The organism is Gemmata algarum, assembly GCF_034097035.1.
Lineage (GTDB): Bacteria > Planctomycetota > Planctomycetia > Gemmatales > Gemmataceae > Gemmata > Gemmata algarum.
Genome location: NZ_JAXBLV010000110.1, coordinates 144,836 through 170,458 on the forward strand (window position 1 = coordinate 144,836; position 25,623 = coordinate 170,458).

The following is a 25,623-nucleotide window of genomic DNA, read 5'->3' on the forward strand; positions in this document are numbered from 1 at the left end:
CCAGAGGTCTCGTCGTATCAGTCTTTCTTCGGCTCGCCCTTTGGCTGCGGTGCCGGTGGCCCCTTGGGCTCGGCCTTCGGGGGCGGTGAGCCCGGAGCCTTTGGTTGCGGCGCCGGAACCGGGGCGGGATCTTTTGGCTTCGGATCTACTTTCGGCGGCTGCGGCACGGGAACCTTCGGTTCGACTTTGGGCATCTCTCCCTTCGGCTTCGGCTGTGGAGTCGGGTCTTTTGGCTTCGGGTCAACTTTTGGCGGAAGCGGTGCTTTGGGTTCGACCTTGGGCGGCTCGGTCTTGGGCGTGGGGAGTGGCACCGGCTCTTTAGGCTTCGGAACCGGCTCGCCCTTCTTCGGCTCGACCTTGGACTTCGGATCGGGAAGCGGCTCTTTCGGTTTCGGTTCGACTTTTGGGCTTGGGTCGAGTTTGGGTTTCGGTTCAACCTTCGGATCGGTTTTGGGTTTGGGTTCGATCTTCGGGTCCGTTTTGGGCTTCGGCTCCATTTTCGGTTCGGTCTTGGGCTCGACCTTCGGCTCCATTTTCGGCTCGGTCTTAGGGTTCGTCTTCGGTTCGGCTTTGGGATTGGGTTCGGTTTTCGGCTCGACCTTCGGATTCACTTTCGGGGTCGGGTCGAGCTTCGGATTGACCTTCGGCTCGGCTTTGAACGCGGGCGGTGGCGGAGCTTTCTTTTCGTCCCTCATTTGCGTTCGCGCGACCACCTCTTTCGGAACATCCAGCTTGAGTGTGCGCGGCTGTACGGTTGGAGGGGCCTTGGGGTCTGCGATCTTCGGGAGCGGCTGTGAAGTCGCGGCTGCGGTTTCGACCTTCGTGCGCTGGACCGCAACGTCGCGGGTCAGTTTCGCGGCCTGCGCTTCGGTTTTCCGCACCTCGGCGGTGATCGGCCGGATTCGCACCTCGGGTTGCAGGTCTTTTGCTAGCCGGGCCGGGGCCACCATCGCCACGTCGGTCACGTTTTGTTTGTTTATCGTGACGTTGTTGTTCACGACCGTGACGTTGTTGGTCACGTTGGTGACGTTGGTCTGCGTGATCTGGTTGATGACGGTGTTCTGCTGAGTGAGGGTCACCGGCGGGCGGGCCACCTTCCCAGCGTAGCGCCCGGTGTACAGGTCGTTAACGCGCGCGTTCCAGGCTCGGTTGTTGCGGTTGGCCGTGGCGTAGTGCGCCCAGAGCGGATCGTAACCCCAGTTGCGGCCGGCGCCGAACCCGATCGTGAACGTAGCGTTAACAACCCGCCCGGCCCACGGGTTGTAGCCGCGGGCCACGTAGCGCGGCTCGAAGTAGTCGCCGAAGTAGTAGTGCGTGCGACCGCGGCGCACGAACAGCGCGCCGACCAGCGCCGGTTCACTGACGACGTACACGGGAGTGTAGACGAACCCGCGGCGCGTGAGGATCGTTCGCGAAAACGTCACCGGCGCGTACAGCACCCCGCGCTGGGCGAGGGTGTAATCCCAGTAGCCGTCCACGAACACGAACCCGACGGGCGTGCGACAGAAGTGCGCCGGTACCCACACCCAGTTGGGACGGTACTCGATCCACACCCCGGGACGCCACACGTACTTGTTGCGCCACACCCACGATCCAGGCACGTAGAAGCTCGTTGCCGTGGGGGCCGCGACGCTCGGTCCCGCTTCCAGCGATACCGGCGGCTCGGGCAGGTACTCGATTTCGGGCTGCGTCGGCTGTTCTCGGTTCGGCTCTTGCCAGAATCCCGCGACCCACTGCCACCCGCCCTGAACCTGGCGCCACGATCCCGGGACCCAGAGGCGCCTCGGAGGGGGATCGCGCCAGAATCCGCTCACCCAGAGGAACTGCTCGGTATCCTCGTCCCAGCCCCAGTACCCCGGAATCCACTGAACGTTGTCGCCCTCGGGTTTCTGATCTGGCGGTAGCTCTTCGATCGGTTCCGGCGGCTGTTTTGTCACGACCGGAGATGCGACGGGCGTTTCAGCGGTCGCGGCAAAGGCCTCGTGAACTGGCCCCTTCGCAAGCACTTCCGTGCCTTCGGGAAGGGCGGTTGGGTCCGGTTGTGCGTTCGGTTGCTCTCCGGGTGTGCGGAGCGGAATCGGCTCCTGGGCCGGCGCGCAGGCGATCGCGACACAGAGCATCAACCCGCCGAGCAGAGTGGCGGGGAAAAGTCTCAAGCGGGGGTGGGGCATGGCGTTACCAACGGGGGCATGGGGGCACATCAAATAGGCGCCTAAATCCGCAAATCTTGCGCCGCCAGGCACACGGCAACGTCTCACCTGTACCGCATGAGAGGCAGAAGGTACGGGCCAAGCGGCATCATGTAGCGAGACGGACTTGGGTGCTACAGGCAACGACTCGTGTTCGCTTTGGTGCGCTCGTGTGCGTCGTTCCGTCTGGGCCGAGTAGGTGAGTGCGGCGGGCGGGTGAAGTTGGGGAGGCCTGGGGCGTGCTCTTTTGTGTTCTGCGGCGTTCGGCGAGAATGTCGAAAGAGGTTCCGCACTCTCATCAGTGGTAAAGTGAGCGGCTGTGGCACTCGAAAACGAACTAGAAACGTTCCGGCGCGAACTGTCCGCGCTTCTCACCGTTCCCGGCAACCGTGGGGCGTTCGCGCTGGTTCACGGTGCTGTCGTGGCCGGGTGCTACCCGACTTTTGAGGAAGCGCTTGCGGCCGGATATGATCAGTTCGGGCTGACGCCGTTTCTGGTCAAGGAAGTCACCGACCGCGAAGAACCGCGGTACTTCTCGCGGGCGCTACGATGCCGTATGTGAGCGGGGCGCTGACCGACGGGTGGGCGATTGTGGATGTGCGCGTGGCGGTCAGCGACCGGCGCCGCATGTTGCTCGAGCGGAACGGGTTTCCGGTGCCCGCGCCGGTGTTCGTTCGCGCGCTACTCGACACCGGCGCCTCGATCTCCGGGTTCGCTCCGCGGGTGTTTCGGGCGCTCGACCTTGCGCCCGTCTCGACCCTGGAGGTGGTGACGCCTTCGACGCCTGCACACGCCCCGCACGCGAGTGACATTTACGACGTGTCGCTCGCGCTGGTCGCGAACGGCTCGGCGCACCCGCTCGCGGACATGCGGGTCATGGCGGCGGACTGCTGGCACGCGGACGAGGGGCTCGAGGCGCTCCTTGGAGTGGACGTTTTGAGCCGCTGTTTCTTTCAACTCTTGGGACCGGAACGCCAGTTCGTGTGCGCCTTTTGAACGCTCTCGCTGCAAACGCGAGCCGGCCCGGAGGTTCCTCCGGGCCGGCTCGCGTTTGAGGCCACTTCGGGCGTTGGCTTACGGCGAAACCGGACGCGGGAGTTCCGGCGGGAGCAATTCCGGAACCGGCAGGTTCGGCGTGGCCGGTTTCGTCACCGGCGTGTTGCCGTGTTCGGGCAGGTACGACGGGCGGCCCGGCTCGCGGTCCGGCGTTGCGCCGCGGACCCGCACCGGCGCTTCCAGCACCGGCACCGCCGGCGCCGCCGACGTGCGGAGTTCGGTCCGCGGGCTCCGGGCGCTGGTCGGTTGACCCGCGGGCGGGGTCGTGTCGCGAGCAACGACTCGCGTGGGCGGGGTCTTCAGGGATGTCAGCCACGCCTCTTCGAGTTCGTCCACCGACTCGAACCCGTACACCTTATGAGCCGCGGCGTTCCAGCTTTCCGCGCTGTTGCCCTGCATCCCTGTGCCGAGGAACTGGAGGAGCTTCAGCCGCCCCTCGCGGCCGTCGCCGCCCTTGGCGACGAGGTAGTGCGAGACCGAGTAGCCCTGGGCGTACAGGACGATCATGTCCTTCGGGTACTCGGTCATGCGGAACAGCACCCGGCAGCGGATGCCGCGGCCCGCGTTCAGCAGCTCCCGGCAGCGGACGTTGTGGTTGAACCGCTCGTCGTCGTTTTCGGAGAGCACGCTACCGCCCTCGTCGGCCCAGCGGGGCACCGGGCGCCCGAAGTAGTTCGCGAGGACCGTGTGGGTGACTTCGTGCGGCAGGACGCTGTTGAGGAGCTGAGCCGCGTCGCCGCGGATCTCCATGCGGATGCTCGTGACGACCGAACGGCCGCCCTCTTGACCGAAGGTGAACGTGGTCGCACCGCCCGCGGAGCCTTGCGTGATTTGCACCAGGAGCGGGCAGCGGCTGGGCCACTGGGGCATCTCGCGCCCGGTCCACTCGAGCGCCTTTTCCCGGCGGTATTCCTCGGCTTTATCACCGAACTCCTTCGCCAGCCGCGGGGTCGGGGCTTCGGTGCGGAAATTCACGGTGTCGTAGGTCGCGGCGGACGCGAATGCGGGTACGAAGAGCACCGCAACGAGCGCGCTGAGCTGCCGACGAAGAGTCATTCCCTTGACCTCCGTTGATAATGACGACCGGCCGTTCTCGTCTTGAGTCCGGCCGCAAAGCGAGCGAAGCAAGGGTCGTCAGAAGTCTAACCGCAACCGGTGTGCCGGGAATGTTCGGTGGCGGGTGAGTCGCGAAATGTCAGGGCGCAAAGTCCGGCCGTGACGGTGCTTCGGGATTCGGCACTTGGTGGGATTTGGTACGAGAGCCGCGTGCCCGGTGTAATAAGTACAAGCGGACCGACCCAATAGCGGGTTGCAAAATTTACACGCGCGGCGGGCCGAGCGATACGGCCGGCTTAACAGGTACGGCAATGAAACTTCGCTGAGAGTCTTCACCTCGGGCGTGGCGTCGTTTAAAAGAGACTATCCTCCACTTTTACCCGAGGACATTCGCCATGAGCGTCGTCGCGCCGCGCGCCCGCGTGTTTCTACTACTGGCCGCCGTGGCGGTTTGTGTTGCGCCGGGCGGTCACGGTGCCGACACCCGCGCCCGCGCCGCCGACGCACCGAACGTGAGCGAGTTCGAGTTCCACCGCGACCACGTCATCGGCACGTCGCTCGACTTGTGCGTGGTCGCGCCGGACGAGCCGACGGCAGAAGCGGCGGAACTTACGGTACTCAACGAGATCGAGCGGCTCCGCACGATCCTGAGCACCTACGACGCCACAACCGAAATCAGCAAGGTGAACCGCACCCGCGAACCCGTGCCGGTGTCGCACGAACTGATCGAGGTGCTGAGGGCTTACGAGCAGTGGCAGTTGAAATCCGGCGGCGCGTTTCACGGGCAGGTGGGTGACCTCGTGCGCGTGTGGAAGGAGGGCGAGCGGGCGGGGCGCGTTCCCGAAGCGGTCGTGCTCGATCGCATCGCCGCCGACCTCAAGAGGCCGGGCTTCAAGCTCGACACCGATGCGCGCACCGCCACGCGGCTCACCGACCAGCCGCTCAACCTGAACGCGGTGGGCAAAGGGTACATCATCGCGAAGGCCGCGGACGCGGTGCGAAAGGCGCACCCAGCGGTCACGGCGCTGCTGATCAACCTCGGCGGCGACATCCTCGCGTTCGGCTCGCCCCCGGGCGGCACGGGCTGGGCGGTGGGGGTGCAGAACCCGTTCACGGCGTTCGACAACGCCGCGCCGGTCGCGGGCCTCCGGGTGACGAATCAGGCCGTCGCTACCAGCGGCGACTACCAGCGGTTCTACGCGATCGACGGGAAGCGCTACTCGCACATTTTCGACCCGCGCACCGGACGCCCCGCGGAGGGGGTGAGCAGCGCGACCGTGGTTGCGAACGACAACGTTACTGCTAACGCGCTGGCCACAACCCTTTGCGTGCTGAAGCCGGAAGAGGGGCTGAAACTGGTGGCCGGTGTGCCCGGCGCGGCGTGCCTCATCATCACGTCGGATGGTAAGCAGATTCGCAGCCCGGGGCTGAAGCTGTTCGAGCTGGCTCCGGCCCGCTTCGCGCTCCCGCAAGACAAGAAGGACGAGAAGAAGGCCGATCCGTGGCCCGTGGGTTTCCAGGTGACGGTTGCGGTGGAGCTGCCCAAGGTCGAGGCGAAGCGCTACCGCAAGCCGTACACCGCGGTCTGGATCGAGGATGATCAGGGCAAGGCCGTGAAGACGCTCGCGGTGTGGGGGAACGCGCCGAAGTACCTGAAGACCCTGCGCGACTGGTGGAAGATCGGGAAAGGCGATGGTGATCTGGTGAAGGCGGTCGCGCGTGCGACCCGCGGCCCCGGGAAGTACGACTTGGCGTGGGACGGCAAGGACGACAAGGGTAACCCGGTGTCGCAAGGTAAGTACGTGGTGCGTGTGGAGGTCCACCGCGAGTTCGGAGACGATGTCACCCAGCGCGGTGAGATCGAGTGCAAGGATAAGCCGGCGGTGGTGAAACTTGACAAGAACACCGAGGCCGCGGAGACGGTGGTGGAGTTCAAGAAGGTCGGAAAGAAATAAACACGCAATGAAATGGCCGCAAAGAAGCACAAGAAGCGCAAAAAGAGGCAGATAACGAAAGAGTGAGTTAAGCCCCGCTCTGCTGTCTTCTGCTCTCTTGTGTGCTTCTTTGCGGCCATTGTTCTTGTTGTCTTCCTGCCTCACCGACGCATCACACATGTCGCGATTCCAACGCTGGCTGCTCAAGACCGCGCGCACGCTCCACGTGTACCTCACGCTGTTCGGCTTAACGCTGATCCTCTTTTTCGCGGTCACGGGCTTCATGCTGAACCACACGGAGTGGTTCCTGCCGAGCGACGCGCGGCTTGAGGCGCAGACCCGGCGCGAGACCCGCACGCTCCCGCTCGACAAGATGCCCGGCGGGAAGATGCCGGCTCCTTCCGAGGACCGCGACGAGGCGACCGGGGACGAGAAACTCGCGGTAGTGGAAGCGCTGCGCAAGGAGTTCGGCATCAGCGGCGAGATGAGTTCGTTCCTGTTCACGAAGGACGACGACAACAGGCCTCAAATCAAGGTGGAGTTCAAGCGGGCCGGCGGGGAGGCGGTCGCGACGATCGACGCGCAGACCGCCCGGACCGAGGTGGTGTCGGTGTACCAGGGGTGGGCTGTCCTGCTGACCGACCTGCACCGCGGCAACCGCGGCAACATGAGCAACGAGGTGAAGCGCACCGGGGTGGTGTGGAGTTTCGTGATCGACGGCACCTGCGTGATGCTGCTCGTCATCTCCGCGACCGGGCTCATTATGTGGTGGTCGCTGAAGAGCCGCGGTAAGAAGGGCGCGGTTCTCTTTGTGCTGGGCACCGTGCTGACGGTCGGGGTGTACTACTGGTTCGTGCCGTGAGGCGGGTCCGCGAGTCGTAACCGCGCGGCGATCGCCGGATCCGTCAGCGTGTACAACCGCTCGCGCGGTGTTGTTAGCGCGGACGTGCCCCGCGCCGCGAGTCGCTCGCGCTGCTGGGCAACGAACTCGGACAGGTCGATCACTTCGAGCAGTTTTGTCGTTCCGAACGCTTCGAGTACGCGCCCGCGCAGGCCGAGTTGGAGCGCCCGGCGGTCGAGCTTCGCGCCGGACGGATGGTGGTCCGGGTCCCACTGGAGCCGCACCGCCGAGCGGCCCACCGCCCGCGACCATTCTTCGGACGTGGCGAACAGGTCGCGGTCCCAGGTCGAAGGGGCCGCTTCCGCGAGGAGCGACTCAAAGAAGGTGCGCCGCAACCTGAGCGCGAGGGCGATTTCCTGGTTTTCTTTCGTGCCCCAACCGGAGCGGTACATCATCCACAGGAAGTTCGGCTTGATCCAGCTCATGCGCTCGAAGCTGAAGGCACCGCCGAAGCGCCCGTGTTCAATCGCGTACCGACCGATGGCGGGGCTGTACGCTTGGTACACGACGATGCTGTCGGCATCGAACTGCGCGAGAACGTGCCGACCGTCCTTGGGCCAGACTTTGACCTGATCGGGGTAGGGTTCAAAGGCGAGGGGCATAACGTCTAATTTAAAGGTGTCGCGAAGACCATCCCAACAAGGCCCGGTGCGTGGCTCACCGGACCGGCTCCTCCCTGATTGACGAGCCGGCGTGTCACGAGGTTCACTCGACTCGCAGTGACGGCCGGTTGTGAATTGGGCTCACCCACACCGTTCTCGTTGCAACGTTCGGAGTTCGGCCCCGAGGAACACTCATGCACGCCAACGACTTTGACTTACTGACGGCCTGCTTCGAGGCCCGGCGGCGGCAGCGCGAGATGCTCCCGCTCATCGCGTCGGCCCTCAGCGTGCCCGACGAGCGGGTGTTCTACACCTGGATGGCCGGGGCGGACCGCGACATTGAAGACATCCCCAACAGCCCGTGGAAATTTCGGTTTCACGGGTTCGAGTGCGATCTCCGAAACACCGACGACGGTCGGTTCCTGCGGTACGATTTCGGCCCGGGTGGGCGGTGCGATTGCGTGACGGCGTGGGGCGTTTTGCAGTTCGTCATGACCACGAAGGCGCCCTGGCGAGAGTTCCCGGCGCTGCGCGCACAGCTCGCGAGAACCGGGCCGCCGTACGATTACCTGTCCGGGGACCACGCCAAGGTCAGCGAGGCGTGGGATCGACTGGAGCGCGCCGGCTGTTTCGAGCCGGCGGATCCCGCGCTGGTGGCGTTCGAGGCGCTGTACACGAGAACCGGGACGGACGGGCGCCGCTGCGTGTCATACCCCGAGGGTACGCTGAACCAAACCGCGATTGATTGTTCGGTGGCCCACCGGCAACTATTAACCGACCGAGCGCGAGCCTTACTGGAACTCAGCAAGGGGTGAGCAGGTGAAGTGCTTTTAACATCCGGCCGGGGATGTCCCGGCCGGGGCGTTCGTATCGAGCGTCGTCACTTCCCGGCGGCGTAGGTTTTCTGGAACGCGGCCACGCCGGCGCCGACCTCCAGCTTGAACCCGGCTTCTGACAGCACCAGTTCCAGCGCGCTCAGCGCACCGAGCACGTCGAAGGCGTCCGTGTAGCCCATGTGCGACAGCCGCCAGATCTGGCCCTTCATCGCGTCCTGGCCGTCGGCCCACTTGTAGCCGTACTTCTTCTCGAGCGTCTTCAGGGTGCCGCTGCCGTCAACGCCCTCCGGCACCTTGATGACGGTCAGGGCGCTGTTGGGGCGCTCGGCGAAGAGTTTCAGCCCCATCGCCTGAACTCCGGCGCGGCACGCCGCAGCGATTCGGTTGTGGCGCGCCCACAGGTTCTCGATGCCCTCCGCGCGGATGCGCTTCAGGCTCGCGCGCTGCGCTTTAATCAGCGTGTTACCCGGGGTGAACGGCGTGTCGCTCTCCGCCAGCGACTTCTTGTAGCGCCGGATATCCAGGTAGAAGCTCCGGACGGGCGTGGCGTCCACCTTCTTCCACGCCTTCTCGCTCAGCGAGATGAAGGCCAGGCCGGGGGGCATCATGAGCGCCTTCTGCGAGCCGGTGACGACGATGTCGAGGCCCCAGGCGTCCATCCGGCACTCCATCGCGCCGACGCCGCTGATCCCGTCCACCGCGAGCAGCGAGTCGGCCTTGGCGACCACTTTTCCGTAGCCTTCGAGGTCGTGCCCGACGCCGGTGCTGGTTTCGCTCAGGGTGGAGAACACCACCTTCGCGTCCGGGTTCGCCTTGAGCGCGTTCTCCAGCATCTCCGGGGTGACGGCTTGGCCGTAAGGCACTTCCACGGCGACGATGTTGGCCGCGAACGCCTTCAGGACGCCGCGCCACCGCTCGCCCCAGCGCCCGGCGGTGCAAAGAATCGCCTTCTCGCCCGCCGCGAGCGTGTTACTGACCGCCGCCTCCATCCCGCCCGTGCCCGAGCAAGTCAGCGTGAAGACCGGCTGCGCGGTCTGGAACACGTACTTGAGGTCTTCGGTCACCTCTCCGAGGATCGCCTTTGCCTCCGAGGACCGGTGGTACGTTACCGGCTTCGCGAGTTCCAGCAGCGTTTCCTCGGGAACCGGGGTCGGGCCGGGCGTGAACAGACGCGGTTTCATCGCTTACTTCCTTCATGTCCGCACTGGGGAGGGTCGCGGGTTGTTGTATTCGCAGCGCGACACCCCGGCGCGCCGCGAACCTCTTCGCTTCCCATACGTCTTTTAAAGCACCCCGGGCGCAGAGTGCCGGGAATTCCTCGGAAGGAGGGTCAACCCATGCGTGCATTCGTCTCCTCGTCGGCATGGCGTTTCGATCTCTCAATTTCCTTCCGAGAAGGCTCTTATGAGCAGGCGGCGACAGAAGGCGGACGAGTTCCGCCACCTCGCAGATGACATCGGCCCCGAAGACGGCACCGATCCTAAGGACTTCCATGCGAAGCCGTGGAACGCGCCGAAGCAGGCCAGTCGCAAGGGGAAGCAGCTCTGTGCGCAAGTGCGCCAGGCGCTGGACGGCGCGTTCGCGGCGGCCCGTGATCCCGTGATCCAGGCGACGAGCGTGGTGGGGGTCGAACCGGCTCCGCACTCGGGGCGGTTACGAGTGCTGGTCGCAGTTCCGCCGGACGTGATCGCTCAGCACGCCGTGGAAGCCCTGGCACGAGCGTCCGGGTTCCTGCGGAGCGAAGTGGCGGCGGCGATCAGCCGCCGGTACGCGCCCGAACTGGTGTTCGAGGTCGTGCCGGGCTGACGCGCCGGAGCACAGAGAACGGCAGCGAAGACGCACAGAAGTGCAAACAAGGGGCAGGCGCGGAGCTGACCGCGGTTCTCTTTTTGTGCCTTCTATGTGTCTTCGCGATCGTTCAGTTTAGCAGCTCATTTCCAGTACTTTTCCGCTATCGAGACGGAACACCACGTCTGCGAGCCGGTCCGCTTCCGAGCGGTTGTGCGTGACGTGCAATACGGTCACTTCACGCCGCTCACGGAGCCGCGCGAGTACGGCGATGAGGTGGTCGCGGGTGTCGTCGTCGAGCGACGCGAGCGGCTCGTCGAGCAGCAGCACCGGCGGCCGGTTCGCGAGGGCCCGGCCGAGCGCGACGCGGTTCTTCTCGCCCCCGCTCAAGAACCGTGGGTAGCGGTCCAGCAGGTGCGTCACTTCGAGCCAATCGGCCAGTTCCGCCACCCGCCTTACGGTGTCAACCAAGGGCGCGCCGCGCACGTCCAGCGCGAAGCCGATGTTTTGGCGCACGGTCATGGTCGAGAAGAGCACGCCGTCCTGCGGGACGTACCCGACGTGCCGCGCCGCCGGGCGCAACCGCGTTACGTCGCGCCCGGCGAGCGCGATCGTGCCCGCGTGCGGGGCACGCAGACCGGCGATCGTTTCGAGGATCGTGGTTTTCCCGCACCCGCTACGGCCCATTAACACCGCGTACCGGCCCGGCGGCACTTCCAGCGACACACCGAACAGCGCGAACGTGCCCTGACGGATCGATAAGTTCTGAATCTGGATCACAACCGGATTTTAGGCGCGGTGAACCTTCGTGGGGTTGCGCCCTCCGTTCAGAGCGCGTTATTTCTCGCGAGGTGGATGTCATGAGCGGTATCTGGCACATCCCGGGTTGCCCGGAGCCGCCTGAGTGGCGCGTGGATTTGTCCGCCCTCTGCGAACGATACCCGTGGCTGGAACCGCTCGCCGAGTGCCCGCAGGACCCCGTTTTCCACGCAGAAGGTGACGTCCTCACGCACCTCGGGATGGTGCTCGCGGAACTCGCGGCGCTGCCCGCGTTCCGTGTGCTTGCGGAGCAGGACCGGCACATCGTTTTCGCCGGCGCGCTCCTGCACGACATCTCGAAGCCCGAATGCACGAAGGTCGAGGACGACGGGCGCGTGCGCTCGCCCGGCCACGCGGTGAAGGGCGTGTACAAGGCGCGCCGCATCCTCACCGACGACGAAACGTTTGCCCCGCTCGGAACGCCGTTCGAGATCCGCGAACAGGTGCTGGCGCTCGTCCGGTGGCACGGGCTACCGGCCAACTACCTCGAAAAGCCGGACCCGCAGCGGGCGGTGATCCTGACCAGTCTGACCACGCGGATGGATCTGCTCACGATCCTCGCCGAAGCCGACCACCGTGGGCGCGTCGTGAAGACGGAAGACGATACTCGCACGCGGGTCGCGCTGTTCCCCGATTTCTGTGCCGAGTGCGAGTGCTGGGACGGACCCCGTGCGTTCGCCAACGATCACTCTCGCGTCCACTACTTTCGCACGCCGGGCGAGCACCCGACCCTTCATCTGTTCGACGACACGAAGTGCGAAGTGATGGTGCTGAGCGGGTTGCCGGGCAGCGGAAAAGACACCTGGGTGGCCGAACACGCCGGCGACCGGGAGGTCATTTCGCTCGACGACATCCGGCGCGAACTGGAAGTGGACCCGGGCGACAACCAGAGCGAAGTGGTCGCCGCGGCCTACGATCGCGCGAAGGGCCTGCTGCGGCGCGGTGAATCGTTCGTGTGGAACGCGACCAACGTGTCGCGCGTCTTGCGCGGCAAAGTCATTGATCTCAGTATCGCTTACAAAGCGCGGGTGAAGGTGGCGTACCTGGAACCGCCAGTTCCGCTGATCCGACAGCGGAACACGGGGCGCGTGAAGCGCGTTCCCGAGCGCGTCTGGGAGCGACTGTTCGACAAACTGGATGTGCCCACGCCCGCCGAGGCTCACGAAGTCGGGCATTTGGTCCCCGGCGACGTGGAATGACCGAATTACAGTAGTTTGCCATTCGCTCGGCGCGGTTCTGGCCTTGCGTGTGGCCCGCTCGCTCCGAGGGTGTGATTTTTTGCCCCCGGCGTCCCTTCCCTTGCGCCCTCGCCGCTTCGCGGATCGAGATTATGTTCGTTTGTATTTTGAGCAGCTTCGCCCAGGGTGTCCGTCTATGGTCGCTGCGGGCGCTTGTGGGCGCACAGTCGGATGGTCTGGAACAAGTTGTGAACGCGCGCGTGGAGCGCCACCACGGCCCGCACTGCGACCAACTCGCGGACCCGTAACGGGTACAATCCGCGATTGCGCATGCCGGCGTTCACCCACTCGGCGGTCGGCGCCCGTTCCTTGTCAATGGCTTGGCCATCTGGTAACTCCGGCGGGCAGGTTCACTTGGTCTACCGATCAAGACCACCGGCGAAAATGGATCAATCGCCGCCGGGTTGGGTATAGTACCTCTGCTCGGAGTGAGCGGACTACACTCCGGGCCACCGCACGGGTATGCCACACCAACTTGAACCGACTGGCTGCGGGCGGGTACCGATGTCGCGCCTCACGGACGCGCTGGAGCAGATCGACTTCGCCCGCCGCTACACCCGCGAGCGGGCGGTGAGCGTGCCGCCGGGCGATTGGTTCACGGTCACGCCCAAAAGCGTGTCGCACGTCGCGTGGCAGGTCGGACACCTCGCGTCGTCGGAATATCGGCTGTGCCTCGCGCGCTTGCGCCCGCGGACGGCGGCAGACGAATCGCTCATTCCCGACGCGTTCGTCGCGATGTTCGGTCGTGAGGCGCTGCCGGCGGCCGTCACCGGGTACACCGCGGAGCACATCCTCGCGGTCTTCGACGCCGTTCACGCCCGCGTGATGGAAGAACTGCCCGCGTACTCTGACGCGGACCTCGACCTCGCGCCGCTGGCCGCGCACCCGCTGTTCGGCACCCGCCTCGGCGCCCTGCGCTACGCGCCGCTGCACGAGATGATCCACTGCGGACAGATCTCACTGCTCCGCCGGATGCTGGGCCACGCCCCGATCTGGTGAACCCGCCCGGCGCGGTTCCTATCCTGTCTGATGAACCCGCTCACACCGCAGCCAAACGGAACAAGGTCATGCTCGACGCCGAGTTTATTCGCCAGAACGCCGAAGCCGTGAAGTTGAACTGCAAGAACCGCGGCGTGTCCGACGAGGCCGTCGAGCGGGTGATCGCGCTCGACGGCCGGCGCAAAGAGCTGGCCCAAAAGGAAGGCGAAACGGCGGCCAAGAAGAACGCGATCAGCTCGCAGTTCAAGGGAGCGACGCCGGAGCGGCGCGAGGAGCTGCGCAAGGAGTCGAGCACGATCGACGCTGAAGTCGCCGCGATCGCGGCCGAGCGCAAGCGCGTGGAGGGCGAGCGGGACGCGGCGCTGATGCAGATCCCGAACATGACTCACCCGGCGGCCCCCGTCGGTGGGGAGGACGCGAACAAGGTGGTGGCGCAGTTCGGCGAGCCGCGCGCGTTCGACTTCAAACCGAAGGACCACGTCGATTTGTGCGAGGCGCTTGACCTCGCCGACTTCGAGGCTGGTACCAAGGTCGCGGGCCAGAAGTTCTACTTCCTCAAGAACGAGGCCGCGCTGCTCGAAATCGCCCTCGTGCAGTACGCGATGCAGACCGCGGTGAAGGCCGGCTACACGCCGATCATCACCCCGGACCTGGCCCGCGTCGAGGTGCTGGAAGGCATCGGGTTCATGCCCCGCGACCCGAACCCCGACACGCGCCAAGTGTACACGGTCGCGGACACCGACCTGTGCCTGATCGCGACCGCCGAAATCACCCTGGGCGGGATGCACCGCGACCGCATCTTCGACGAGTCCGAGCTGCCGAAGCGGTACGTGGGGCTGTCGCACTGCTTCCGCACCGAAGCCGGCGCCGCCGGGCGCGACACGCGGGGACTGTACCGGGTCCACCAGTTCACCAAGGTGGAGATGTTCGCGTTCTGCACGCCCGAGAACAGCGACGCGATCCACGAGGAGATCCGCGCCCTCGAAGAGAAGATCTTCCAGGGGCTGGGGCTGTGCTTCCACGTGATCGACACCGCGACCGGCGACCTCGGCGGCCCGGCGTACCGCAAGTACGACCTCGAGGCGTGGATGCCCGGCCGCGGCACCGGCGGCGCGTACGGCGAGATCACCAGTACCTCGAACTGCACCGACTTCCAGGCCCGCCGGCTCGGCATTCGGTACAAGGGGAAGGGGTTCAAGGGGACCAAGTTCGCTCACACGCTGAACGGGACCGCGGTCGCGTGTACGCGGGCGCTGGTGGCGATCCTGGAGAACTACCAGCAGGCCGACGGGTCGGTGGTGATCCCGGAGGTGCTGCGCCCGTGGGTCGGCAAGGACAAGATCGAGCCGCGGAAGGCGTGACACCAACTGGGGTGTTCGCGGGAACCCCTTTCACTCCCCGCCGGGACCAGGGGCCTCAACGGCCCACCTGTCACGTCGAATACGGTTGAAGAGTCACCTTCTTCTATGGCCGGCCTCTATGAGGCCGGCGCGACACCACCCACGTACCATCGGCCTCATAGAGGCCGGCCACAGAATACGGCGTGAATACGGATCAACCGGGTTCGGTATCAGCGGGCGACCAGAACATGCGGGCGTGATACCGAATCAGATTGATCGGTAACCGTCGTGTTCGGTGGCCCAGTGGAACCCGACGGCCCCGGCCACGACGGTCGTGTGCTGGGTGAGCCAGTGGCACCGGGTAGTGAGCGTGGCGGTGAGCTCATCGAGTGTGTTGAACACCCGGTTGGCGAGTGCCTCGCGGACCAGTGGCCACAGGTGCTCGGCCGGTTGCAACTCCGGGATGCACGGGGGCAACCGGTGCAGCACCACGCCCGGCGGCACTACCAGCTTCTTGGCCGTGTGCCCGCCCGACCCATCCACAATGAGTACCAGCACCTTGCGCCGATCCGGGTCCGCCCACCCGGCGAAATCGGCCAGTGCCTGGCCCATGCACGCGGCGTTCGCTCTGGGGAGGATCAGGAACCGGCTGCGCCCGCTGGATGGGTGCCCGAATCCGTACACGAACACCGACTCGAACTTGTGCCGCCCGTTGCTCGTCGGCCTGTTACCCTCCAACGCCCACACCCGCCGGGCGATCGGCTTGAGCCCGAGCCGAGCCTCATCCTCGCACCACAACTCCACGTCCTTGTCGGGATGCTCCCGGCGCAACTCCGCCACCCGCCGTGTGAGCCCGTCAAAGCCACTCCTGCTGTTGCTCCCGTGTGGCCGCCTTGGGGTGCCGCGGGCGCGGCACCACGAGCCGGAACCCGAGCTCCTCGAGCCACTGCCACCGGGTCTGGTTCACCACCCCGCCCCCGAACCGCTCGCGGACCCAGGCGGCCACCTTGGGGCCGCTCCACAACCCACCGTCCGGAGCGGACTTCTGGAGCGCGGTGAACAACTCGGCCTGTTGCTGGGGGTTCAACTGGAATCGGGCCCCATTGTCCCGCCGCCGGTCGCTCAGCCCGTCCGGGCCGTGGGCGTTGTACCGCTTCAGGATGGCACGCCCCCAGGCCGGGGTGAACCCGACCAGCTTGGCCGCCGCCGTGGCCGACATCGGGCGCTCGGGCCGAGTGATCAGCCACAGCACGTGCCAGCGGCTCTTCTCCGCACCTTCCGAACAGCTCCGGTACCGCTCATCGATCTGTTCCACCGTCAGGTGCGAAGACACCGCTAATTGCGACATGATCTGCCCTCCCACCCATTAGATAGGGTTACGGATCAATCGGATTCGGTATGAGTTGAGCGCGTGAGGTGCGTTCGCGAGGGCTGGGGCGGCCCGTGGCAGCGATTGCCACGGGCCACGGGTTCGGTCACTTCTTCTCGTCTTTCTTTTCGTTCTTCTTCTCTTCGCTGTACTTCTTGGTCAGGTTCTCGAGCTGCTTCTTGATGCCGCCGTCCGCCGCCTCGACGGCCTTCGCGCCGGTCTCCTTCGCCTTCGCCTTATCGCCGCTGGCGAAGTACGCCTCGGCCAGGAAGTACAGGGCGACCGCGTCCTTATCGCCGGCGATTTTTACCGCCTCCTCTGCGGCCTTCACGCCGAGGGCCACCAGTTCCTTGTTGTCGCGCGCGAACGGGCTGGTGAGCGGTCCCGACACGTTCCGCAGCACGCTCGGGTCTTCGGTCTTGATGCCCTTGGCGAGCAGCGCCTCGGCCATCTTCTTCGCCTCATCGGTCTTCTTGGCCTTGAGGAGCGAAACCAGCTTCGGGGCGTCGAAGTACGGGATGTGCCCCAGGTCCGGGTGCTTCGCCTCGAAATCGGCCAGGGCCTTCAGGAACGCCTCCGGGTCCATCTTCCCGGTCGCCTCGAACACCGCGTCCACTTCCTTCTCGACCGCCTTGAGCCCGTCCACGTCGGCGGCGGTCCACTTGCCCGCGACCACCTTCGGCAGCACCGCGCCGAGGAACATCGGGTGCCCGATGTACGCGATCTTGCCGGCGGTGTCGACCACAAAGCAGCACGGGATGCCCTGCTGCCCGGCGGCCGTCATCCACGCGTCGTAGACGGCTCGCTCGTCCGCGTAGGCGAACGTGTACCCAAGTTTCGGGCCGCGCTTCTTGACGAACTCGGCCACCTTCTCCTGCGTGTTGTTGTCGTCCTTGGAGGTGTGGCCGATAAACGTAACCTTGTCCTTGTAGTGGGCCTGGAGTTCGGCCATGTGCGGCATCATGACGATGCACGGCCCGCACCAAGTGGCCCAGAACTCGACCACGTACGCCTTACCGGTGGCGAACTCCTTCACCTCGGCGCCCTGGAGCCACTTGGTGGCCTTGAGCGCCGGAGCCTTATCGCCCACCTTCAGTTTCTCTTCGGCGGCGGCCGGGGCGACGAGCCCGGCGATCACGGCCAGCGCGAGTAGCGAACGCATGCAATATCCTTCCGGGGTGAAACGCGAGGGGCTGAACTAGAGTTTACGCCCAACGGGGACGGGGGACAGCCCGAAACCTAACCAGGGAAGTCGTGTTTTCGGGGCGCTTTTCCGCGCCGGGAACGGTGATTGTGCCGTGCCGTGTGATCGACTAAGTTGCACCCCTGACCCGGTGCCCTCGGACAAAGGAGCTTGGCGTGAGCGAGTCGTCCCCGGTGCTCATGTTCGACAACAGTGACCCCGCGATGCAGCGCGCATCCGCGTCCGCACGCGCCGCGTTCCGCTACTTCTGGCGTGAGGTGGCGCGCGATCGGCGGCGGATCGTTCCCGCCCTCGACCTCGCGTGCGTCAAAGCGCCCTTTTCCGACGAGGGCGGTTCGGACGTCGAACACATGTGGCTGTCGGACATGGATTTCGACGGCCGGACCGTGAGCGGCACGCTCGTGAACAGCCCGAACCGGCTGCGAACAGTCGCGGCCGGCGACGCGGTGAGCGTTCCACTAGAGCGGACCAGCGACTGGATGTACGCCATCGACGGCGCCGCATTCGGCGGCTATACGATCAACCTCATGCGGTCGCGGATGGACGCCCGCGAGCGCTGCGAGCACGACGCGGCCTGGGGCCTCGACTTCGGCGACCCGCTCCAGATTCGAACCGCGACCGAGAGCGAACACGCGACCTTCACCGAGAACCTCGCCGCGTCGCTCCGGGACCACCTGGCGCAGGAGCCGGCCGCGCTCTCCGAAACCGACGGCAACGGGTGGACCTTGTTGCACCAGGAGGCCGCGGCGGGCGGGGCGGCGACGGTCGCGGTGCTGTTGGAGGCCGGCGCCGACGCGGGCGCGGTCACCGACCTCGGGCTGACGCCGCTCCAACTCGCCCGGGCGCTCGGGTGGGGCGAGGCAGCCGCGCTCCTCGAACGCGCGTGACCGCACCGACCCGCGCGCCCCTCGCGCTCGGGTGCGCGCCTCCGGGTGGCCGACGCCGTCCGCGCCGCGTACCCCTTCCACTTGGGTTCGTGGTTGCAACTCGGAGCAGGACATGGCTTCTCAGTGCCGGTGGGGGATTCTGGGCGCCGCCAACATTGCGCGCAAGAACTGGAAGGCGATTCGGCTCGCGGAGAACGCGACCCTGACCGCCGTCGCCAGCCGCGAGCCGGCCCGCGCGAAGGAGTGGATCGACGCCAACCAGATTGAGTGCCCGTTCCCGACCGCCCCGGCCGCGGTCACCTACGACGAGTTGCTGAAGAGCCCCGACGTGGACGCGGTGTACATCCCGCTCCCCACCGGCGTGCGCCGCGAGTGGGTGGTGAAGGCGGCCCGCGCGGGGAAGCACGTGCTGTGCGAGAAGCCCTGCGGCCCCGACGCCGGCGAGCTGCGCGCGATGCTCGACGCCTGCAAGGCGAACAACGTGCAGTTCATGGACGGCGTGATGTTCATGCACGGGAAGCGGCTCCCGCTGCTCCGCCGCACGATCGACGACGGCGAGACGGTGGGCCAGTTGCGGCGCATCGCGACGCAGTTCACCTTCGCGGCCGGCGACGACTTCCTGAAGAACAACATCCGCGTCAGCACGGCGCTGGAGCCGCTCGGGGCGCTGGGCGACCTGGGCTGGTACAACCTCCGCTTCTCGCTGTTCGTGATGAAGTACCAGATGCCCGCGAAGGTGAGCGGGCGGTTGCTCACGGAGCACCAGGGGGTGCCGCTGGAGTTCTCGGGCGAGCTGTTCTGGGACGGCGGCGTGTCGGCGGCGTTCTACTGTTCGTTCAACACCGAGCTGCAGCAGTGGGCGCACGTGAGCGGGACGAAGGGCAGCATCGCGGTGCAGGACTTCGTGCTCCCGTACTACGGGTGCGAGGCGGCGTTCGTCGCGGACCGCCCGGTGTTCAACGTGCAGGGGACCCGGTACCACTGGGAGAGCCACCCGAAGCGGTTCGCGGTGACCGAGTACAGCGACGGCGCGCCGGACGCGCAAGAGACCAACATGGTCCGCACGTTCAGCGGGCTGGTACTGGGCGGTACGCCCGACCCGACGTGGGGCGAGATCGCGCTGAAGACGCAGGTGGTGATGGACACGTGCCTGGCGTCGGCGCGGCAGGGCGGCGCGACGCTCGCGTGCCCGTCGGTGTAATTGGCCCCTTCCGCATTGCGGCGCCGTGGGCTATTATCACAGCGCCGAACCGAGGTCGGAACGTGAGTACGCCCATCCAGACCCGAGCGGACTTCCAGCAACTGGCCGACATCCGCCTCGTCGAGGCGAAAGCGCTCCTCGATCTCGGGCACTGGGACGGGGCGTACTACCTGACCGGGTACGCGGTGGAGCTGGCGCTCAAGGCGTGCATCATCAAAGTGCTGATGGCGACCGACGCGTTCCCCAAAAAGGACTTCTCGCACAACTGCTACACTCACGCCATTGAGCCGTTAGTCGACCTCGCTCAACTAAGTGCGGCGCGTACCGCTTTCGCCGCGGCGAACGTCAACTTCGATGTCAACTGGAAGACGGCCAAGGACTGGTCCGAGCACAAACGGTATCACCGGGTCACAGAACCTGAGGCGCGGCGGCTCTACGCGGCGGTTGTTGACCCTTCTGATGGAGTCTTCCCGTGGATCAAGACGCACTGGTGACCGAGCGCGTTGAAGCCGGCAAACGGTTCCTCGCGCAACTGTCCGCGGTCGGGTTCCCGATCGCGGTGGCGTTTTGGGCGCGGCCGAGCGACGAGCAGTGGTTCCTCTACTTGGCGTCACCGGTCGTTGACGAAAAGGGTGGGCACGAGGCGTACCGCGATCTCACGTTGCACGAGCGCCGATTCGACAACGTAGGTCTCGATCCGTTCGAGGTGCGGCTCGTGTCCCCGTCCGACACGATGGCGGTTGCGGCGGCCAAGCTGATCGAGCCGAAGCCGTGGCAGCCGAAGCCGTCCCCGTTCATGACCCGGTTCGATGGCTCGCGCCTCGGCGGGATCGATGTCGAGGGCGTTCTCGTATACCCGGCTCTCGCCCCGACCGTACCCGGGGCGTAGCGGCCAGCGGGGGTGCTACAATCAGGGCATGAGCACGCGCCGCGTCCTTCTGGTCCAACTGCCGATCCCGCCCCTCGGACCGGCCCCCATCCGGGGGAACGTGCCGCTCGCCGGGGCGTACCTCAAGCTGTACGTCGAAACCCGCGGGCTCGGCGCCGATTACGACATTGAGGTGTTCCCGGCGCCGCTCGCCAACACGCTCGGCGACCGCGCGCTGGCCGAGGCGCTCGCCGCCCGCGGGCCGTGGCTCGTCGGCTTCACCTGCTACCTCTGGAACGTCGAGCGCACCCTCTGGGTCGCGCGCGAGCTGAAGCGGCTCCGGCCCGGCGTGAAGGTGCTGGTCGGCGGGCCGGAGATCACCACCGACAACGCCTGGGTGCTCGGCTCGGCCGACTACGACTTCGCGGCGGTGGGCGAGGGCGAGCAGACGTTCGCCGCGCTGCTCCTCGGGCTGCTCGGCGGGGAGGACGTGCCCCCGGTCCGCATCGACGGGCTGTACGTTCCGCCCGCCACCGGCGAGCGGTTCCGGCCCGAACTGGCGCCGAAGTTCCGCACCCCGCTGCCCGACCTCGACCGGCTCGGGTCGCCGTACCTCGCGGGCGTCCTCGACGCCGCCGACGAGCGGATGCTGCTGCTGGAGACGACCCGCGGGTGCGTGTTCAACTGCAAGTTCTGCTACTACCCCAAGAGCTACGACAAGCAGTACTACCTCTCCACCGACCTCGTGAGCGCCAGCCTCGCGCACGCCCGCACCCGCGGCGCCGAGGAGGTGTTCCTGCTCGACCCTACCCTGAACCAGCGGAAGGACTTCGCCGAGTTCGTCCGGCTGCTCGCGCGGGGCAACCCCGGGCGCAAGTTCAAGTACTTCGGCGAGCTGCGGGCCGAGGGGATCACCCCCGAAATCGCGTCCCTGTTGGCCGAAGCCGGGTTCACGGAGGTGGAAGTCGGGCTCCAGTCGGTCGAGCGCGACGCGATGGACCTGATGGCCCGCCGGAACAACCTGAAGGCGTTCGAGAAGGGCGTCCGCGCGCTGATCGACGCGGGAATCAACGTCACGGTGGACCTGATCGTCGGGCTGCCCGGCGACACGGAGGAGTCGGTGCGCCGCGGGTTCCGCTACCTGCGCGACGGCGGGCTGTACTCGCGCGCGCAGGTGTTCAACCTCGCGGTGCTGCCCGGCACGGCGTTCCGCCACGAGGCCCGTGAACTCGGGCTGCACTTCCAGCCGCGCCCGCCGTACTACGTGCTCCGCACGCCCACGCTCGACCGCGCCGCGCTGCTCGGGCTCATGCACGAGGCGCAGGACGTGTTCGACGTGGAGTTCGACGCCGCCCCGCCGCCGGTGCTCGACTTCGGCCCGCACGACCGGACCCGCGTGTGGCGGGTCGACCTCGACGGCCCCCGCGACGACGCCCCGGCCCCGGCCGAGCGGGCGCAGGCGCTCACGCTCTGGTTCCGCGCCGCCGACCTGCCCCGGCACAGCGCCGAAATCGCGCGCCTGATCCGCCAGTCGCTCGACGTGAACCCGTACACGACGCTACAGGTGGTGCTCGAGCCGTCCGCGCCCGATTCCGAACGGGTGCGGCGTGTGCTCGGGCCGGTGTTCCTGAACGCGCTCTTGGCGGCGTGCCTGGAGCACCCGACGTACCTCGACAAGTTCTACGCGCTGCTCCCCGGGCGCCCCAACGGCGCGAAGCGGCTCGTGCTGCTGCTCCCGCTCGAGGCGCGTGAAGGAACCGATCCGGACGCGGTGGCCGAAGCGGGCTCGTTTGCGTCGGTGGTGTGGCGCGGTGCGGCGGACGCGGCCGAACCCGACGACCTCGAACCGCACGAGTACGTGTGGGCCGCCACTCCGATCGCGCAGCCCGTGGGCGGGTAGCGCCGCGTTCGCCCGGGTGCGAGTGCGGGCGGGCGTCCGCACTCGCACCCGGGCGAACGGGAGCGGTTGAAAATGAAGGAGCCCCGCGACATTGGCGCCGTGGGGCTCTGGGAGAGAAGCAAGATCGAGAGGGCCTTCATCGCGTGGCCCCTGCCACGCGGCGGCTCAGTCGGAGCTGCTTCCGTCGAGCCACAAGTCGGTGTCGTCTCCGTGCGGGCACCCGTCGTCGGCCATCCGGTTCAGTTCGTCGCGGTCCAGTGCGATGGTTTGCATGCTTCAGCCCTCTTGGCTTTGGCGGGTGGAGGCGATGCGTGTGATTAAGCAGCGGCCGTGCCACAACGGCGTGCGGATTTTCCCGGTCGAGACTTGAGGGCTTTTCGGTGTGCGCAGCGCGGTTTGTTTCGTGCCACGGACCGGCTCGGGCGCTTGACGTAGCAGTCTGGGGCGGGGCGCGATTTTGGGTCGCGGCGTGCTTTACAAAACCGACTTTTGAGGCGGGTAGGAACTACAACTCGTTGTAATCGGCAGACGCAAAAGTTACCGGCGGCTGTCCAAATTTTGCCAGAGATTGGAAGAGGTGCTCGTGGCGAAATTCGAACGCGTCGATTGTGGCTCGCTTGCGCATGGCTCGTTGGTGGCCGCCGAAAATAAGTGGCGCAAAACCCGTTGGCCCGCCGGCCGGGGCGGTTTGCGTAGCATCGCCCGCCTGCGTTAGCAGGCAGGGGAGCGCACAACAGCGAACGGGAAACACCAGAATCGAGCCTGAAACTTGGAGTGGCCGGGTTTAGCATGACGGCATGTTCACCGACGACGACGTTGCGTTCCAGCGGGCGCTCCTCTCAAACCCGGCCGACACGACGCTGAAGCTCGTGTACGCCGACTGGCTCCAGGACCGCGCCGACCCGCGGGCCGAGTTCGTCCGGCTCCAGGTCCAGCTCGCCGGGCTGATCGATTCGTCCGCCGGGCCACAAGCGGCCGGGGTGTTCGGCACCCTGGGGGCCGAGTTCGATCCGGCGTGGACCGCGTTCATGACCACGCTCGCGCAGCCGTTCGCCCCGGTGCGGTTCCAGCACGACGACCCGCCGCACCCGTTCGCCGAAGCGGTCGGCACCCGCGGCCGGGTGGTCACGTTCGGGTCGCAGTTCTGCGTTCCCGACGAGTGGGACGAGGGGCTGCTCGCGGACCTCGCGTTCCTGACGGGCGTCGAGTGGGGCGAGTGCTGCTACGGCGCCGCGGACTGCCCGATGTACGGGTTCGTGTGCCAACTGGAACCGGGCCGGCACCCGCTCACCGGGCGCGACGTGATCGACGCGGTCCGCGCCGGCGGCTTCCGCAGCGACCACATCGACACGCTGGACGCGACCGCGATCCCGTATCCGGGCTACCACCCGCACACGCTCAACGACGAGGTCCACACCGATTTCGCCGACCAGTGCCTGTTCAACCACGAGACGGCCGGGGCGGAAGACGCGGGGGCGCACGGCGCGCTGAAGGGGTACGTGCGTGGGCGGCTGTGGTACGTCCTGCTCCACGCCGGCGGGTGGCCGTGCGGCGAGGTCACGCTGCTCGCGGTCGGGCACTCGCCGCACGGGGACCGCCTCGTCGGCGCGATCACCAGCCAGGTGTGCCACAACCTGTGCGACTGAGCCGCGAGTGCTCTCCGGTGCGGGTGCGGGTGCGAATGCGCCCGGCGCCATAAGAACGCGGTGCAACGGAATTTCGTTTGACGCGTTCGGCGCCGGATGATTTAGTTCACATCCGACCGGCCGAACGCCCACCCGCACGAGAGAGCCGTGAAAGTCGCCTTTACCTGCCCGTCCTGCCGCGCAACCGTCAACGCCCCCGCATCGCTCGCCGGAGAATCGGCACCGTGCCCCAAGTGCGACGCCGACATCGACCGCTGGCCGGCACCGACCAGCTCGCCCGGTACCGTGAGCGTGGTCCCGCCGCCCGAACCGGCGGGGTGGTACTACCTGGTGAACGGCGCCCGGCGCGGGCCGGTTACCACCAGCCAGTTGCGCTCCCTTATCGAATCGGGGGTGGTACGTGCCACCGATCTGCTGTGGCGCGAGGGGATGCCGACGTGGACCGAAGCGGGCACCGTGCCCGGGCTGTTCCCGATCACTCCCCAATCGCTCCCTCCCGCCCCGCCGCCGGCTCCGAACCCGGATCGGGATGACGACGAGCGTCCCGTTCGATCGAAAGCGCGGGCGATTCACGTCCATGTGAATCAGGTGATCGAACGGGACCGGGACCGCCCGCGCCGCAGGCGCCCCCGCTGCCCGTATTGCGGTTCGTCGGCCCGCCCGTACTTCCGGCAGCAGGTGTCCGGCGCCGGGTGGGCCGTGTTCGTGATCCTCCTGCTGTTTACCATTGTCTTGTGCTTCATCGGGCTGCTGATAACGGAAGAGGTCGCGTACTGCCCGGACTGCGGCGCGCGGTGCTGATCGCTTGGACCAGAGCAGTCGTTTTAAGGGATTTGGGTGTGTCACATAAGAGCTCCTAAGTTCAATTTTCTCAGGCACTTGCATGGGAATTATCCCGTGCGATGCGGTTACGGTATGATTACCCTGGTGGCGGCGTTCGGCCGCGCGAAGCGCCTGCTTCCGCAGGCGGGCGCGACCGATGTCCTGTCGAGCGATCACTCTTTAACTGGATCTGGTGTCAGAGGCTTCGTTAGGCCGACTTTTTCTGTACAAACGGGTTCTCAGCGGCCCATTTCTTCTCGGCAGCGGCCTTGCGCTCGGCGCTGAGCGGGGTGCTGAACGACCACGCATGTCCGAACGGGTCCACCACTTGACCGTAGCGGTCGCCCCAGAACATGTCCTCGGGTGGCATGGCAAGCGTCGCCCCGGCGCGGGCGGCTTGCGCGATGGCCGCGTCGCAGTCCGGCACGCACAGGTGCAGCGTCACCGGCGACGGGCCGGACGGGGCGCGCGAAACGCCCCCGCAGTACTCGGGGAAGTCGTCGCACAGGAACAGCGTGGCGTCACCGATCCTCAGCGCCGCGTGCATCAGCCGGTCGTCGTCGGCCGGCATGCGCGAGAGTTCAACCGCCCCGAGTGCGGCGGTGTAGTACTCGATCGCCTTCGCCCCGCCCTTGACCACCAAGTGCGGAATGAGCCCCTTCATTTCGGACATCACTTACCCCCTGTTTAAAACCACCGCGGTAATGTGCCCCGCCCGCCCGCCCGGTCCAATGTCAGTTGCGGCACATTTTTGATCTCGAGGCCACGCGGCGGTTGGCAGCGGACTTTGCGGCCCTGTGTGGGCGGGATAGGCAATGCGCGTGGCGTATTCGTCGCAAGTGCCGTGTCGGTCCGGAACTCATCGAGGCCCGGGACCGGAAGGTGGTCGAGCACCGCCGTCGGCAGCGAGTCCCACGGACGGCGGTGGCGCCCGAGGTCATGGTGGTCAACAGCTGAAGGGCTCGGCG

25 protein-coding genes are annotated in these 25,623 nt (G+C 66.6%); 16 read left to right on the plus strand and 9 right to left on the minus strand.

Annotated features, from left to right (window positions below; all coding sequences use genetic code 11):
- Positions 1–17 precede the first annotated feature (17 nt).
- Positions 18–2,171 (minus strand): hypothetical protein, encoded by a 2,154-nt coding sequence (locus tag R5W23_RS09945; RefSeq protein ID WP_320686193.1) that lies wholly within the window; start codon positions 2,169–2,171, stop codon positions 18–20.
- Positions 2,172–2,508: 337 nt separating this feature from the next.
- On the opposite strand from R5W23_RS09945, the gene R5W23_RS09950 reads away from it, so the two are divergent.
- Both R5W23_RS09950 and R5W23_RS09955 read left to right on the plus strand, forming a co-directional pair.
- Entirely contained in the window at positions 2,509–2,751 is a 243-nt protein-coding gene (locus R5W23_RS09950; RefSeq protein ID WP_010052158.1) for a hypothetical protein, read from the plus strand.
- Entirely contained in the window at positions 2,739–3,185 is a 447-nt protein-coding gene (locus tag R5W23_RS09955) for a hypothetical protein (RefSeq protein WP_320686194.1), read from the plus strand. The genes R5W23_RS09950 and R5W23_RS09955 overlap by 13 nt, the downstream gene beginning before the upstream one ends.
- 78 nt (positions 3,186–3,263) lie before the next feature.
- On the opposite strand, the gene R5W23_RS09960 is transcribed toward R5W23_RS09955, so the two are convergent.
- On the minus strand, positions 3,264–4,301 hold the full coding sequence (locus tag R5W23_RS09960; RefSeq protein ID WP_320686195.1) for a gluzincin family metallopeptidase: 1,038 nt from the start codon (positions 4,299–4,301) through the stop codon (positions 3,264–3,266).
- Positions 4,302–4,696: 395 nt separating this feature from the next.
- Between R5W23_RS09960 and R5W23_RS09965 the strand changes: the two genes are divergently transcribed.
- Positions 4,697–6,256 (plus strand): DUF2271 domain-containing protein, encoded by a 1,560-nt coding sequence (locus R5W23_RS09965; protein WP_320686196.1) that lies wholly within the window; start codon positions 4,697–4,699, stop codon positions 6,254–6,256.
- A 157-nt stretch (positions 6,257–6,413) separates the two neighbouring features.
- Positions 6,414–7,097 carry a PepSY-associated TM helix domain-containing protein gene (locus R5W23_RS09970; RefSeq protein WP_261189692.1) on the plus strand — a complete coding sequence of 228 codons (684 nt, stop codon included), beginning with the start codon at positions 6,414–6,416 and terminating at the stop codon, positions 7,095–7,097.
- Here the strand turns inward: R5W23_RS09970 and R5W23_RS09975 are convergent.
- A complete protein-coding gene (locus R5W23_RS09975; protein WP_320686197.1) occupies positions 7,079–7,738 on the minus strand; it encodes a DUF4291 domain-containing protein in 660 nt (219 codons plus the stop codon). The two genes, R5W23_RS09970 and R5W23_RS09975, sit on opposite strands and share 19 nt — an antisense overlap.
- 194 nt (positions 7,739–7,932) lie before the next feature.
- Between R5W23_RS09975 and R5W23_RS09980 the strand changes: the two genes are divergently transcribed.
- Positions 7,933–8,553 (plus strand): DUF6896 domain-containing protein, encoded by a 621-nt coding sequence (locus R5W23_RS09980; RefSeq protein ID WP_320686198.1) that lies wholly within the window; start codon positions 7,933–7,935, stop codon positions 8,551–8,553.
- A 65-nt stretch (positions 8,554–8,618) separates the two neighbouring features.
- Here the strand turns inward: R5W23_RS09980 and R5W23_RS09985 are convergent, their stop codons facing one another.
- Complete coding sequence (locus tag R5W23_RS09985) at positions 8,619–9,755, minus strand: pyridoxal-phosphate-dependent aminotransferase family protein (RefSeq protein WP_320686199.1); 1,137 nt, start codon at positions 9,753–9,755, stop codon at positions 8,619–8,621.
- A gap of 223 nt (positions 9,756–9,978) precedes the next feature.
- On the opposite strand from R5W23_RS09985, the gene R5W23_RS09990 reads away from it, so the two are divergent.
- A complete protein-coding gene (locus R5W23_RS09990) occupies positions 9,979–10,380 on the plus strand; it encodes a ribosome-binding factor A (protein ID WP_261189688.1) in 402 nt (133 codons plus the stop codon).
- A gap of 117 nt (positions 10,381–10,497) precedes the next feature.
- On the opposite strand, the gene R5W23_RS09995 is transcribed toward R5W23_RS09990, so the two are convergent.
- Positions 10,498–11,142, minus strand: coding sequence for an ABC transporter ATP-binding protein (locus R5W23_RS09995; protein WP_320686200.1), 645 nt, complete (start codon positions 11,140–11,142; stop codon positions 10,498–10,500).
- An 80-nt stretch (positions 11,143–11,222) separates the two neighbouring features.
- On the opposite strand from R5W23_RS09995, the gene R5W23_RS10000 reads away from it, so the two are divergent.
- The 3 genes from R5W23_RS10000 (at position 11,223) to serS (ending at position 14,779) form a co-directional block, all read left to right on the plus strand.
- Positions 11,223–12,380 (plus strand): AAA family ATPase, encoded by a 1,158-nt coding sequence (locus tag R5W23_RS10000; RefSeq protein ID WP_320686201.1) that lies wholly within the window; start codon positions 11,223–11,225, stop codon positions 12,378–12,380.
- Between the two features lie 543 nt (positions 12,381–12,923).
- The gene (locus R5W23_RS10005; RefSeq protein ID WP_261185688.1) at positions 12,924–13,418 is read left to right on the plus strand and encodes a DinB family protein; all 495 of its coding nucleotides are present in this window, start codon (positions 12,924–12,926) and stop codon (positions 13,416–13,418) included.
- 68 nt (positions 13,419–13,486) lie between these two features.
- Complete coding sequence (serS, locus tag R5W23_RS10010; RefSeq protein WP_261185687.1) at positions 13,487–14,779, plus strand: serine--tRNA ligase; 1,293 nt, start codon at positions 13,487–13,489, stop codon at positions 14,777–14,779.
- Positions 14,780–15,025: 246 nt separating this feature from the next.
- Here the strand turns inward: serS and R5W23_RS10015 are convergent, their stop codons facing one another.
- The 3 genes from R5W23_RS10015 to R5W23_RS10025 all read right to left on the minus strand — a co-directional run bounded on the left by R5W23_RS10015 (position 15,026) and on the right by R5W23_RS10025 (position 17,289).
- Complete coding sequence (locus R5W23_RS10015) at positions 15,026–15,589, minus strand: transposase (protein ID WP_320686202.1); 564 nt, start codon at positions 15,587–15,589, stop codon at positions 15,026–15,028.
- A 25-nt stretch (positions 15,590–15,614) separates the two neighbouring features.
- Entirely contained in the window at positions 15,615–16,106 is a 492-nt protein-coding gene (locus R5W23_RS10020; protein WP_320686203.1) for a helix-turn-helix domain-containing protein, read from the minus strand.
- A gap of 127 nt (positions 16,107–16,233) precedes the next feature.
- A complete protein-coding gene (locus tag R5W23_RS10025) occupies positions 16,234–17,289 on the minus strand; it encodes a TlpA disulfide reductase family protein (RefSeq protein WP_320686204.1) in 1,056 nt (351 codons plus the stop codon).
- A gap of 197 nt (positions 17,290–17,486) precedes the next feature.
- Here R5W23_RS10025 and R5W23_RS10030 point away from each other — a divergent pair, with 197 nt between their 5' ends.
- From R5W23_RS10030 to R5W23_RS10060, 7 genes are all read left to right on the plus strand, one after another.
- Positions 17,487–18,218, plus strand: coding sequence for a DUF2314 domain-containing protein (locus tag R5W23_RS10030; protein WP_320686205.1), 732 nt, complete (start codon positions 17,487–17,489; stop codon positions 18,216–18,218).
- A 112-nt stretch (positions 18,219–18,330) separates the two neighbouring features.
- On the plus strand, positions 18,331–19,419 hold the full coding sequence (locus tag R5W23_RS10035) for a Gfo/Idh/MocA family protein (protein WP_320686206.1): 1,089 nt from the start codon (positions 18,331–18,333) through the stop codon (positions 19,417–19,419).
- Between the two features lie 62 nt (positions 19,420–19,481).
- Positions 19,482–19,913: a HEPN domain-containing protein gene (locus R5W23_RS10040; protein ID WP_320686207.1), complete on the plus strand. Its 432-nt coding sequence runs from the start codon at positions 19,482–19,484 to the stop codon at positions 19,911–19,913.
- Complete coding sequence (locus tag R5W23_RS10045) at positions 19,892–20,308, plus strand: hypothetical protein (RefSeq protein WP_320686208.1); 417 nt, start codon at positions 19,892–19,894, stop codon at positions 20,306–20,308. The genes R5W23_RS10040 and R5W23_RS10045 overlap by 22 nt, the downstream gene beginning before the upstream one ends.
- 28 nt (positions 20,309–20,336) lie before the next feature.
- Complete coding sequence (locus R5W23_RS10050; protein ID WP_320686209.1) at positions 20,337–22,187, plus strand: B12-binding domain-containing radical SAM protein; 1,851 nt, start codon at positions 20,337–20,339, stop codon at positions 22,185–22,187.
- Positions 22,188–22,984: 797 nt separating this feature from the next.
- Complete coding sequence (locus R5W23_RS10055) at positions 22,985–23,833, plus strand: TIGR02996 domain-containing protein (protein ID WP_320686210.1); 849 nt, start codon at positions 22,985–22,987, stop codon at positions 23,831–23,833.
- Positions 23,834–23,980: 147 nt separating this feature from the next.
- Entirely contained in the window at positions 23,981–24,634 is a 654-nt protein-coding gene (locus tag R5W23_RS10060; protein WP_320686211.1) for a DUF4339 domain-containing protein, read from the plus strand.
- Between the two features lie 229 nt (positions 24,635–24,863).
- Here the strand turns inward: R5W23_RS10060 and R5W23_RS10065 are convergent, their stop codons facing one another.
- Positions 24,864–25,328, minus strand: a complete 465-nt coding sequence (locus tag R5W23_RS10065; protein ID WP_320686212.1) for a VOC family protein — start codon at positions 25,326–25,328, stop codon at positions 24,864–24,866.
- Between the last annotated feature and the right edge of the window lie 295 nt (positions 25,329–25,623).